The organism is Pilosibacter fragilis (genome assembly GCF_032490495.1).
In the GTDB taxonomy this organism is placed as follows: Bacteria; Bacillota; Clostridia; order Lachnospirales; family Lachnospiraceae; genus Pilosibacter; species Pilosibacter fragilis.
The window spans coordinates 1-12,031 of sequence record NZ_JAVYJB010000035.1; the positions used below are offsets into that span (position 1 = coordinate 1).

Consider the following 12,031-nt stretch of genomic DNA (forward strand, 5'->3'; position numbering starts at 1 on the left):
CGTGATTGTCAATAAAAATGGGGTATTCATTGATACTCACGTCAGGTACAGAACAATATCTGATAACCTGTCGAAACAAGAATATAAATTTTTACTGACAACTACCTTGACAATCAGCGGTTTCAATATAATAACCCTGTTCCTTGCTCTTTAGTAACTGGTGGTCGATAACTACAACCTCATGGATAAAATCAACGTCCATGATTGTCAGTCCGCACAGTTCCGAGATACGAAGTCCTGTCTTTAACAGTATCAGCACATCATCATAATACTTGTGATACACATTGTCTGTCTTAATAAATGACAATAAGGCTTGTTCCTGTTCCTCTGTCAATGCGACTTTCTCTTTGGTATCATTTTCTAGGACTTCACTCAACTTGAAATCAAAAGGGTTTTTCCTTACACAATCGTCTTGTATGGCGATATAGAATGACGCTTTTAACGAGCGTTTATGGTTGTTAATGGTGTTATAGGAAAAGCCTTTGTCTTTCATGCGTAACGCCCATTCCTTAGCGTCAGAGGGTTTTATCGTATCAATGCTCCTAGCACCTAACTTGTCCTCTTTCAATAACCGCATGAGCTGTTCCCGTTGTTTCTGTGTGCTTTTCTTCACGTTTGCCCTCTGTGCGTTCTGTTTGGCGTAGAGTTGGCAAAGCGTCATTTTCTTGCCTGTGCTGTCGATACCGTCCTCAATATCCCGTCTTATCTGCTGTTCCAGTTCACGAAGTGAGGGTTTTTCCCGTTTTCCCTTTGGTGTCGGGTCTGTGTGTGTCAATCTCCAAGCATACACATATTTTGTGTTTCCAAATGCGTCCACATATTTATATAAGTATTTTCCGTCTGTTCGTTGGCTCTCTCCAGTATGCAGGATACGTCCTTTGCTATCCCGTCTTTTTTCTTTCATGGTGTCTGCTCCTTTCCTTATTGGAAAGAGCCTTGATATGACTTGTGTTTATCATAACACATACAAGGCTCATTTGCATTAGATTGCGTCCAATTTGTCAATGACCTTTTCAAACTGTCGGCGTTTAATCTGTATGCGGTTGCCATTCATAATGAGCCAGCCAGCGCCCTTGTTTTCCTCTGCCAAGTGTCTTAACTTGTTTTCTCCGATACGGAAATACTTTGACGCTTCTTCAATGGTAAGGGTGTATTTTTCCCATACAGGAATATCGTTGTTATTCATCAGATACCCCCTTTCCCATGTTTCGTGTCATACTGGATATAGGGGATAAGGTCGGTGCGGTCTATCCTCTGTAAGTGGGCGGTTAGTTTGCTGGAAAGGGAATTGCTGTATCTTGCCTTATCAAGCATAGTTCCCACTTTTTTCAGTCCACCTAATGCGTCATGTTCTTCCAAGAAGTAAAAACTTTTCACAGCGGAAATCACACCACCCTCTGTGAGCCATTGCTGTGTTTCCTCAAGAGAATTATGTAGTTTCGGTACTTGCAGTTTTAAGACTTCCACAGCCCCTAAAAAGCGTTCCCAGAACCGACACGTTTTCCATCTGCTCTTATTACTTTCATTTCTGTTTGGCACGACAAAGCGTAGGTTGTTTGCCAATAGACCGAAAGCCAGTTCCCCAAGTTCCAGCGGTCTGTCTTTGAATGTCATGGCAAAAGCATGAGCCTTATCATCACGCAGTTGCATTTCTGTCCGTTTCCAACTGCCGACTTCATCAAGTGTCTTATTATGCTTTGAACAGACTTCCTTATCTTTATCATAAAAACGGTAGGACAATCCCGATTTACCAGCACCGATATAAACAGTCTTTGCGGTGTCGAAATCATCAAACTTGCTTTCGTCAAAGTGGTAGCCCTCACTATTCGAGATAAATTCCTCTTTTTCGCATTTCTTCTTTATCTGCTCTATGGTAAAGAATGGTTTTTCGTTTTTATCATCAATGGCAATATCAAGTCTTGTGAAATGGAAGTTATCCAGTCCGTATCTTCGCTCACAGCGTCGGAACATATCCCCAAAGGTATAATTCCTATTGTTGAGAATACGGAAAATATCATCACAACCTCTGCCAGTCATAACAAGATAACAGCCTAGCCCCTGTGGGTTATCCTCTGTCTTTCTTGCGTCTCCCGATACATAAATATCTCCAACCTGCCAGCGTGCTTGATAAGTCTTGAATTTTATCGTTGCTGGATAAACATTGAAAATGTCAGTCGGTAAACCTAAAATGTGCATGATTACATCTTCAGCGGTTGCTGTTTCAAATACAATGCTGATGTAATCAATCTTAACGGATAAATTTTTGTGTGTAGTTATAGTGCATTTCTCCTTTCGTATGCCCCGTTTTTTTGCGGGGTAAAAATCGTGTTTTTTCCTTTATTTATCACAGTTTCTAGGTACTATGACATGTATACGCAGGGCGGTGTTACATATACGCCCTTTACGAACGCCTAAAGGCGTTCCCTTTCTTCCTGTGTCTGCCCCGTTCTTAACGCTCACGAGCCTTGTAAGGCTCGTGGCTAAACGGAACAGCCCCAGTCAGAAACCTTATTTTCGGTCTGATAGTCCATGCTTATTCATGCTATCAAAGTGAAAATATATATTTTATATGCTTACTCAAGCGTGTGATTGACCCTAGCGTGCTTAATCACTCTGTCTAATACGATAATAACTCCATTAGAATTACTTGTCAAGAAGTTTTTGTTGACTTTTAGATATAGATTAAGTATGATATGCTTATAAATACCAAGAAAAGCAACGAAAGGAGCGGTTATACTAAGTTATGGAGCATTATGAAAAGAAAATCAGTTTCTTAGGAGAAAACATACAGACCATAAGAAAACACAGAGGAATGAAACAACAGGAACTTGCGGACAAAATCGGTATCAATATGCAGAGCCTTTCCAAGATTGAACGTGGCGTGAATTATCCTACCTTTGATACGTTAGAGAAGATAATGGACGTGCTGGGTGTAACGCCCAATGAATTATTGTCGGGAGAATGGAAGTATATTGACCACACCGAGCCCTATATCATGGATATTATCAAACGGGAACAAGACTTCAATGTTTCCTTAGATTACCTGTCTGAAAATGAATTTTTCGATGATGAAAAAGAATGCACATTTTACAAGGCATATAAACTCATACAGTATATCCATAACTACATTACCAATGAGGTTACGGAGTTGGAAGAACTTATGGAAATCAAGCAGTTGATACAGCGTCAAAAACTGGAACGCATGATAAAAGTGCATAAGGAAATGCGAGGGTTAGACCGATACAGAGAACAGCCCAAAGAGTATAAATACCATGACCCTTATGATGATTGGATATTTCGTCAGCTTGCGGATATAGACAACAGAAACAACATTCCCGACACTTCTCCACAAGTAGACTTCAATGAAGCAGACTATGAAGATTATCTAAAGGCGAAATGGAACAGAGGTCTTTAATTTCCTCTTGCATGGAAGATACAGCAAACAAAAAGCCCAGTAAAGAGTGCAAAGCACCACCAATGGTGGCAAGGCTCTTGACAGGGCTTTTTCTTTTCTGTTGTGGGGTAATCAAGAGGAAGAAAGAAAAAGTGTGCATTTTTGTTCCATAAATGCTAAGGGTATGCTGATTTTTATTGTGGCGGATATATGGAACTGTTATAATATGGATATGAAGAAAGCGACAAATTTGAAAGTGTTAATAATTTTCAAACAGCCTCATTGCATGGAAATAAGAAACAGACTATCCTTAAAGTAGGAGGTGGCACAAATGGCAAATGAAGATAAAAAAGATTTTAATGCTATGTTGCATGATAGTAAGGATATGCCAAAATTTCAAATTATCATAGACCAGAAAAGTATTGAGAAATATGGTGGAAACAAAATGTATTTTGCTCCCCCGATTGACTATGACAAAGTAATGAAAAAAGTTCCGTATGGTAAAGTGATTACGGTTGGAAAAATACGAGAACACTTTGCAAAATTGAGTGGTGCAGATTTTACAGAGCCGATTACAGCGGGTATATTTGTTTCTATTGTAGCGTGGGCGAGTTATCAGCGTTCCGAAGATGAAACACCCTATTGGAGAACATTAAAAGCAAACGGAGAATTAAATGCTAAATATCCAAATGGTATTGAAGCACAGAAAGAAAAATTAGAAGCAGAGGGACATACCATTATTCAAAAGGGGCGTAAAAATATACGATACTATGTAAAGGACTATGAAAATTCTCTTTTTGATTTGAAATAGGCAAATTCTATTTCACAATTTCATATCTCTATACACAAAGCAGTTAGTCTTAGGATTGACTGCTTTTTTCATACCTAAATTTCAGATTGGAGTGATGAAATGGTGTTTGTTAGAGCTGTTCAATAAGATTATCGGTGCATAAAATTTTATTGTGGTGCAGATATGAAAATGATATAATGTGGATATGAAGAAACGGACAAATTAGAATTTGGAGTGAAACAGAATGATTATAATAATCGAAACCGTAATTTTATGTATCGCGTTTTTTCTAATATGTTTTTGGGGAACAGGTACAGATAACAAAAATTTAAAAAGCTATTCATCTTATCCAGATGAAGTGCAAAATCGAATAAAGAGTATTGCAGAATATCAAGGAAAATTTAAGGAAAGCAATAAAGTGGTTACATTTATATCCAATTTTCTGTTATTTCTGTTCGTACTATTTATATTAGGGTTGTTTATCAAAGAAAATGGCTTCACACATAATTTTCTTTGTTTAAGTATTATAGGACAGGGATTGAATATCTTTGACTTATTTATTGTAGACCTTTTATGGTGGCGGAATACAAAGCGTGTTCGTTTAAGAAAAATGCCAGAAAAGGAATTGTATCAAAATCCGAAAAAGCATATAGAAGCGTTTATCAGAGCCTTTATTATGTATCTGCTAATTGCTCTGATAGACGGATATATATTGACACTTTTATAGGAATTATTTTCATGGTTTAACCATCCTTTCGTTTTTTTGTTTACTGAAATCGAAAGGACAGCGGTGGAGAGCGACAGTGAGACTCTATAAACGCAAAAATGCCCGACTGAAAATACAGTCGGGCATAAGTGGAGATATTAACATTTACTTGATGATGTGTGTGTTCATATTGAAAACCGTAATTTCCCGCTGGTGGGTGTAGGCTTTTTTTGATGAATAGAAATTAGGTGGATCATGAGAGTTAAAAATAAACACGGCAATATCTCCTTTGATACCGCCGTGTCCTCAATAAAGGGCAACTTTAATACACCCTCCGCTTGTCCAATTTTTCAAAAGGAAAACGGCGGTCTTGCGTTAAATGCGAGTTTCATGTTACGAGTCTATTTTCTTCCTCTAAATTGCTTTTTTAGAAGTGACTCTTGTATTAAATACTGCCTGTATGAACCTATCACTTGCTTTTTTTTTTCGTCACTGACATACTGTAAAAAGCACTTAAATAATATTATCCATTCCTCATATGCTATTGCAGAGGTCTGATAATTTGATATTCCATGTCTTATTCTCAGTTCTTTTAATTGCCTGTACGAAAAAATCCTTTTGGAAAAGGTTCTATTATTTTTATAACAATAGCAAATAAAATCACGATATAGCTCAAATTCTCTCATGGTAAATTCGTCAAGTTTGCGCTTTTGAATGTGTAACAAAACAATATCCACATTTGATTTTGGGGAAAAATCATTGCGAGAAAATCGGTGCACAATCATCATATTGAATTTGGGTTTAAGCAAAAGAGATTTTAATGTAGTTTCCATTGCCCCACAATATTTTATAGCTGCCTGTTTTTGTAATACTAAATAAGTATCAAGGGGCGGATTTTTTGCTTGTGTAATCTTATTAAGAATATCTGATGTAATAAAAAAAGGTATATTAGAAAAAATCTTATAGCTCCTTTCCGGTAAAGGTAATTCCATAAAGTCACCACAAAGCAAAGCAAAGCGTTTTTCATTGCTGAACTGTTTTTTAAGATACAATATGTTTTTTTCATCCAGCTCAACAGCAGTAACTCTGCAACCACGGTCAAGTAATGCTTTTGTTATAATTCCTTTTCCTGCTCCAATATCAAGCACCTCATCATTTGAATTAATGTTTGACTGTTGAAGTAATCTATTTATGAGCATTGCATTAAACAAGTAATTTTGAGAAAAATGGATGGGTAATGAATGATTAATCTCTCTATTTTTTCCAACCAAAACAACACCTCCACTCTGAAAGAATATCTAAAATTGCACAATATAATTTAATATATCTTTAGCATACCATTCAGGGCTGGATATTGATTCCTCCTTCTTGTTTGGCAAAAGAAGAAGCGCCATAAGCTATCAACAGCTTAGGCGCTTTAGTGTTATTCAGTCGATTGTCGTGAATATACAATTTTCTGTATAGTTTTTTCTGCCAAAAAGTACTTTTGAGCTAATTCGGACACGGTTAATCCATTTTGATGTTCAAGCCTTATTTGGTGGTTACGAGATGACACCAATTGCTTAGTGTCCGTATTGCTTCCCCATGATTTATGGTTATCCGCTTTTTTGGGAATATAGACCTTAACACCGTCAACATATTCTTGGATTTGCTCGACAATTTCTTTTGGCAAAACGTCATATATATTAATATAGCTCATTTTGCATCTCCTAATCACTCTATGGTTATTTAGGATTAGCAAAGGCTATTTTTCAGTTGCTCACTTTTAGCGTGCAATAGCCCCTGCTATTGCACAGAAATAATTACTCCCATCATAAATCTACCCTCCTTTCCTGTAATTTTGTGTATCAATTTATTTTATTAGCGTAGCCTGCCATACAACGCTCCACAGATAACAAATAAAATGCCCGATACAAACAACATGGATTGCACACTAATAATATCCGCCAATGGTCCTAAAAATAGAATGGCAATTGGCAAAGCACTTGTAGATGCTATTTGGATAATTGAAAAAACTCGTCCTAATACATTTGGCTCTGTAATTTCCTGTACATATACGGTTTGTGCAGTAGTAAGTATAGGCATAAAAAACCCTGAGATTAAAATAAGTATGAGATATGTTACAAAATTTGTTGCAATACTCATAAACCCAAATGTTACTCCAAAGGCAACAAAACAAACTGCAATGGCAAATACTTTATTTTTAATTTGCTTTCTAAATGCAATAAAGACACCTCCAACAAGAGAACCGATAGTCCAAATAATTTCATTTGCAGTTAATCGCCACACTTCATTTCCAAATGTACGTTCAACCATTAACGGCGATAATACCATTGCAGGTGTTAATAAAATAAAAGCAACGGCATAAAAAACAATTAATTTCTTTAATTCAGAATGTTCTAATACATATACTATTCCTGCACGAATATCTGAAATCATCGAGTTTGTATTTACTGTCACATTCTGTCTTTCAACCTTAATTATGCTCATTATGGTAATTGCAATAACTGCTGTAACAACATCAACCATAAAAGCCCAAACAAGACCGATAGACCCAAGCAAAACACCACCAATGGCAGGAGCAAGCAATAAACAAACTGCATTTATCGTTTGATTAATACCCTGAATTTTGGTTAAGTTTTCCTTTGGTACTATTTGTGGGTAAATAGCATTAACAGCTGGAGATTGAATACCTGCCCCAGCTGAACGGATTGCCATAACAATCAACAACAAGATTTTATCTTGAAAACCAGTCCAATACGATATTGCTAAACCCAATGTGGCTAATGCTATAAAACCATCTGCCATCATAATCATATATTTACGGTTAAACCTGTCAGCTAAGGCACCACCCCACAAGGAGATTATTATTTGGGGCAGATTGCTAAATATAGTTGCCATCATCGTCCAGAAACCTGATGATGTTTCAAGGGTTATGTGCCAAATTACAGCATATCCAACAATTGATGAACCAAAAAGAGAGATATTTTGACTTATTAAAAATAATAAAGCAGAAAATTTCCAGGTTTTATTTATTTTCATATATAGTATCCTTTCATCTTTTAACACAAGGACAACAAAAAAAGCGACACGCTAAAACGCAACTGTCGCTTTATATCTATATATAAAATAGTTGTGTCTATGTGTTTTTAATTAAATATATTCTGTTTATTTGAGATAGTAAAATAATTAATAATAATTCCTGACATAACGATGCTCCTTTCATTCATGGTCATTGAGATTGTATATTAATGAGCAATATACAAATCAACTCCATACAGTTAGCTAATATTATAATTTATTTTTGCTTAGTAGTCAATAAATAAAACACAATAAATTGAATTATTTATATCCAATTTTCTGTTATTTCTGTTCGTACTATTTATATTAGGGTTGTTTATCAAAGAAAATGGCTTCACACATAATTTTCTTTGTTTAAGTATTATAGGACAGGGATTGAATATCTTTGACTTATTTATTGTAGACCTTTTATGGTGGCGGAATACAAAGCGTGTTCGTTTAAGAAAAATGCCAGAAAAGGAATTGTATCAAAATCCGAAAAAGCATATAGAAGCGTTTATCAGAGCCTTTATTATGTATCTGCTAATTGCTCTGATAGACGGATATATATTGACACTTTTATAGGAATAGATATAAGTAAATCCCAGTTTGACAATTTCATATCCATACACACAAAGCAGTTAGTCTTAGGATTGACTGCTTTTTAAAAAGACACCATTTAGGTGTAATGATGTCTTTTGGGTGTTATTTTATAGGTCATATCAAGGCTCATTCAATCGTGGTAAATTCGTGGTAAAATGAGTTTTTTCTATACTTCAAAATACTTGAAAGTATAGTGTTTATGCGGATAATCGAAAATTAGATATAAAATTTATATTAAATTTCAGGCTAATGAAATTAGATGCTGCACCGCCTGATGTACATTGGTAAACGTACTGTCACTAAAATAGAGTTTTTCCGCTATTGCGTCTTCGGTCATCGTACCTTGCATTTCATCCGATATTCTGTTTAGACACCACTCCCCATTTTCAATGGCTGTTTCATATCTTTCTGCAATCTGCCATATGGAATCCTTATCGCCTTTTTTGTATGTCGAACAATGGTCCTTCGTTGAAAGTCGCTTTAAAAGATTCTCTTTATCTTGAACCGTCGCAATGAGAGGCTGTGTTTTTTCATAATGCAAAAGGAAATAGTACTCAATGCAGCCTTTTGTCATATACATTTTAACTATCGCGTTTTTACACTTTTTCCTTAGTTTTTTTACGATATTCCAGTTTTCCTTCCACTTTACCCTCATTTCGATCTCAGTATCAAATACAAGCCAGATTTCATCCACGTCCAGAACATCATCCGCATAAATACCTTTAGCACTGAATGCCTTATCCGCCACTGCAAACAAGCCCTTTTTATTGTGAATATTTAAATTTGCTTTTTCATGAAATCGATCCTTTAGAAACTTAAAATACTGTTCTTCGCTTTCGCCTTCCCAAAATATGATAATATAAGGATTTCGGGATCTGTTTTTACTTTTTCGTGCCATAATTATCTCTCCCTGATATAAGGTACTGCGCCATATTTTCCGAGCAAGTATGCTTTCCCTACCTTTTCATCATTTCTGACTGAGAAATCTGATACTGCATACAGTTCAGAAACACCCGTTTCACAGTTTTTATCAACAAGATAATATTGGTCTCTTCTTAACAGTTCACGATTCATAATATCTACACTATGTGTTGTAAAAATCAATTGAGCTTTTAACTCATTATTGTATTGAAATCTTTTAATAATATATTCTACGATCATCGGATGCAGCCTGTCTTCTATTTCATCAATTACTAACACCCCCCCATTGTTAAGTGCGGATTCCATTGCCGCAGCTCTTGCCATCAAACGAATCGTACCATCTGACTCATCAGAAAGGTTTAAGGGATATTCATTCTTGCTTCCCTGCGAATCGATACCTGTGTGAAATGATATTGCTTTCAATTCATTATATTGAATCGCACCGCTCACATTATCTGCATCTCCAGCCAGACTTTCTTTAAATTGGGCTAATGCTTTCTCTATTTGTTGCCTTGTCTCCGATGGAATATCATCCGGCAATTCATCCAGACTTGTAATTGCCTTATTATTGATTTCAAATTTCATATCCGAAATGCCAAGATCCGCCACTCTGGCAATTGATGCAATAGACTTTAACATTTCAGGGTTCTCACTATATTCCAATAAATTTTTACCCAAATCTGAATAATCCCTGGAGAAAAACAGCTTTGTTCTGAACCATTTCATTGCCTTAATACATGGTTCGTAATTCATTGTACAGGAAACTGCAAAAAATAGTTGATTAGGAGCAACTGCTTTGCCGATCAGTTCTTTCATTTTCTTATCACCATTAACCGGAAATGAAAACTCCTGATATTTCCTGTCAAATACAACAGATCTCTGTCCCTTCGGTGCCCAATATAAATGCTCTTCACAAATACATTTTCTGGTTGCAGAAAAGCCATAGCAATACCATATACCTTTTTCCTCATATTCAAACTCAAAAGAGGTAGGTTCTTTCTTTGAATAGTCATTTAATTCAAATGGTCTTACCGGAATCTCTGCTGCCTCATATTGTGTACGCTGCGCATTTTTTATAAACTGTGCTGCCAGCCACATTGCGCGGATGACATTACTCTTTCCACCGCCATTTTTTCCGTTGATAGAAATAACTGGAAGATATACGTTATTTTTGTATTTCAACAGGCACTCCTTGTGATCTCCAATGCCAGCCGCTTCCATATCAAGCACAGCCTCATCTCTTAACGACCTGTAATTTTTCACCTTAAATTTTAACAGCATATGTTTTTCCTCCTTTAATCAGTATAATATGCTATTTTTTAAAGTAATTCAATATATTATTGCAGGATTTTCACATTTTTATGTCTTATTTATGTTGAAAGTTTCTTTTTGATACTAATGTTTTCTTGCCACCATCACCTGTTTAGGCCCCATCATGATAGCCACAACGAACTTGTGATAGTTTTACTTATCGGAAGTATAATGGCTTCGTAATGCAATTAGGAATTTCAAAAAGCGTTTCAAAAAAACAAAAGGAGAGTGCATTAATTATGAGAAAGCAGACTAAAATTGCTGCAGTAGTATCCGCAGCAGCTCTGTTAGCATTAGGCGCTTCCATGACATCTTTCGCAGCTTCCAAGGGAACCTGGATGATGGTTGATGGCGAGTGGTATTGCTATGACAAAAACGGTGACGCATATACAAACGTATTCTGCTCCAGCAATGGTAAAGAGTACTACGTAGGAGATGACGGACAGCTCGTTCGTTCCGCGTGGGTTGAGTACGATGGTTCTTACTACTTCGTAAACAGCAGCGGTGCTAAGATCACAAACGACTGGAGATTAACAACTCCGTACGATGACGAGAGCGCTGATGAGGAGTGGTACTACTTCAAGTCCAACGGTAAGAGAGCTGAAGGCGAGAAGATCACTTACAAGGGAAAAACCTACTACTTCGATAGTGACGGAAAGATGCTCACAGGTTGGGTAACAACTGGTGATAGTGCATCTGCAGTCAACGAGGCTAATGGTTATGAGAAAGACCACACATTCTACTGCGACGAGACAGGTGCTCGTGTAGAGGGTGCATGGGTTAAAGATACAAAACCGGGCGTTACAGATGATGACGCTGATGAAGACGAGTACTGGTACTACTTAAAGAAAGCTACCGGTAAGCCGGCAACAGGCAAGCAGTCCAACCTCAATGGTCAGATCTACCTCTTCAACGCCGAAGGTCAGATGCAGCACGGTTGGGTAGCTGAAGATGTTGCTACATCCAGCAACGTTAAGTTCTATCAGCTTGACGAAGAGGATGATGAGAAAGAAATGAAGACCGCAAAGGGTGAGGTTTACTACTGCGGCGATGAGGATGACGGACACGCTAAGAAGAACAAGTGGGTTAAGACATGGCTTCCGAATGATACAAATGAAGAGGAAGACGTGAAGTGCTATACTAACGTTGTAACAGTAGTGGCTAATAAGATATAATAAATCCAATAGAGAAAAGAGGTAATTATCATGCCACAAAGTTACACACCCGAATTTAAGAAAAAAATAGT

At 36.8% G+C, this 12,031-nt stretch carries 11 protein-coding genes and 1 pseudogene; 4 read left to right on the forward strand and 8 right to left on the reverse strand.

The window, feature by feature from the left end; genetic code table 11:
- Window positions 1-118 precede the first annotated feature (118 nt).
- The 3 genes and pseudogenes from ABCW45_RS17150 to ABCW45_RS17160 form a co-directional block, all read right to left on the reverse strand.
- A pseudogene (locus tag ABCW45_RS17150) lies at window positions 119-904 on the reverse strand (integrase DNA-binding domain-containing protein); the annotation flags it as partial.
- A 78-nt stretch (window positions 905-982) separates the two neighbouring features.
- Window positions 983-1,186: an excisionase gene (locus ABCW45_RS17155; RefSeq protein ID WP_055153685.1), complete on the reverse strand. Its 204-nt coding sequence runs from the start codon at window positions 1,184-1,186 to the stop codon at window positions 983-985.
- Entirely contained in the window at window positions 1,186-2,247 is a 1,062-nt protein-coding gene (locus tag ABCW45_RS17160; protein WP_301950685.1) for a replication initiation factor domain-containing protein, read from the reverse strand. Before ABCW45_RS17160 ends, ABCW45_RS17155 begins: the two co-directional genes overlap by 1 nt.
- A gap of 496 nt (window positions 2,248-2,743) precedes the next feature.
- Between ABCW45_RS17160 and ABCW45_RS17165 the strand changes: the two genes are divergently transcribed.
- The 3 genes from ABCW45_RS17165 to ABCW45_RS17175 all read left to right on the forward strand — a co-directional run bounded on the left by ABCW45_RS17165 (window position 2,744) and on the right by ABCW45_RS17175 (window position 4,911).
- A complete protein-coding gene (locus ABCW45_RS17165; protein ID WP_002322214.1) occupies window positions 2,744-3,415 on the forward strand; it encodes a helix-turn-helix domain-containing protein in 672 nt (223 codons plus the stop codon).
- A 310-nt stretch (window positions 3,416-3,725) separates the two neighbouring features.
- The gene (locus tag ABCW45_RS17170; RefSeq protein WP_002322212.1) at window positions 3,726-4,205 is read left to right on the forward strand and encodes an MGMT family protein; all 480 of its coding nucleotides are present in this window, start codon (window positions 3,726-3,728) and stop codon (window positions 4,203-4,205) included.
- A 223-nt stretch (window positions 4,206-4,428) separates the two neighbouring features.
- Window positions 4,429-4,911, forward strand: a complete 483-nt coding sequence (locus tag ABCW45_RS17175; protein WP_044915059.1) for a hypothetical protein — start codon at window positions 4,429-4,431, stop codon at window positions 4,909-4,911.
- 380 nt (window positions 4,912-5,291) lie between these two features.
- Here the strand turns inward: ABCW45_RS17175 and ABCW45_RS17180 are convergent, their stop codons facing one another.
- From ABCW45_RS17180 to ABCW45_RS17200, 5 genes are all read right to left on the reverse strand, one after another.
- Entirely contained in the window at window positions 5,292-6,161 is an 870-nt protein-coding gene (locus ABCW45_RS17180; RefSeq protein WP_131034270.1) for a 23S rRNA (adenine(2058)-N(6))-methyltransferase Erm(C), read from the reverse strand.
- 152 nt (window positions 6,162-6,313) lie between these two features.
- Window positions 6,314-6,589 carry a CD3324 family protein gene (locus ABCW45_RS17185; RefSeq protein WP_055275141.1) on the reverse strand — a complete coding sequence of 92 codons (276 nt, stop codon included), beginning with the start codon at window positions 6,587-6,589 and terminating at the stop codon, window positions 6,314-6,316.
- Between the two features lie 161 nt (window positions 6,590-6,750).
- On the reverse strand, window positions 6,751-7,932 hold the full coding sequence (locus tag ABCW45_RS17190; RefSeq protein ID WP_202184053.1) for an MFS transporter: 1,182 nt from the start codon (window positions 7,930-7,932) through the stop codon (window positions 6,751-6,753).
- A gap of 862 nt (window positions 7,933-8,794) precedes the next feature.
- Window positions 8,795-9,451: an RloB family protein gene (locus ABCW45_RS17195; RefSeq protein ID WP_215703711.1), complete on the reverse strand. Its 657-nt coding sequence runs from the start codon at window positions 9,449-9,451 to the stop codon at window positions 8,795-8,797.
- Between the two features lie 2 nt (window positions 9,452-9,453).
- On the reverse strand, window positions 9,454-10,755 hold the full coding sequence (locus tag ABCW45_RS17200) for an AAA family ATPase (protein WP_144364148.1): 1,302 nt from the start codon (window positions 10,753-10,755) through the stop codon (window positions 9,454-9,456).
- 269 nt (window positions 10,756-11,024) lie between these two features.
- On the opposite strand from ABCW45_RS17200, the gene ABCW45_RS17205 reads away from it, so the two are divergent.
- Window positions 11,025-11,960: a PspC-like choline-binding domain-containing protein gene (locus ABCW45_RS17205; RefSeq protein WP_343221254.1), complete on the forward strand. Its 936-nt coding sequence runs from the start codon at window positions 11,025-11,027 to the stop codon at window positions 11,958-11,960.
- Window positions 11,961-12,031 lie beyond the last annotated feature (71 nt).

Coding starts and splice junctions, on each gene's coding strand:
- ABCW45_RS17155 (WP_055153685.1), bottom strand. CDS start 1,186: ATGAATAACAACGATATTCCTGTATGGGAAAAATACACCCTTACCATT.
- ABCW45_RS17165 (WP_002322214.1), top strand. CDS start 2,744: ATGGAGCATTATGAAAAGAAAATCAGTTTCTTAGGAGAAAACATACAG.
- ABCW45_RS17170 (WP_002322212.1), top strand. CDS start 3,726: ATGGCAAATGAAGATAAAAAAGATTTTAATGCTATGTTGCATGATAGT.
- ABCW45_RS17175 (WP_044915059.1), top strand. CDS start 4,429: ATGATTATAATAATCGAAACCGTAATTTTATGTATCGCGTTTTTTCTA.
- ABCW45_RS17185 (WP_055275141.1), bottom strand. CDS start 6,589: ATGAGCTATATTAATATATATGACGTTTTGCCAAAAGAAATTGTCGAG.
- ABCW45_RS17190 (WP_202184053.1), bottom strand. CDS start 7,932: ATGAAAATAAATAAAACCTGGAAATTTTCTGCTTTATTATTTTTAATA.
- ABCW45_RS17195 (WP_215703711.1), bottom strand. CDS start 9,451: ATGGCACGAAAAAGTAAAAACAGATCCCGAAATCCTTATATTATCATA.
- ABCW45_RS17200 (WP_144364148.1), bottom strand. CDS start 10,755: ATGCTGTTAAAATTTAAGGTGAAAAATTACAGGTCGTTAAGAGATGAG.
- ABCW45_RS17205 (WP_343221254.1), top strand. CDS start 11,025: ATGAGAAAGCAGACTAAAATTGCTGCAGTAGTATCCGCAGCAGCTCTG.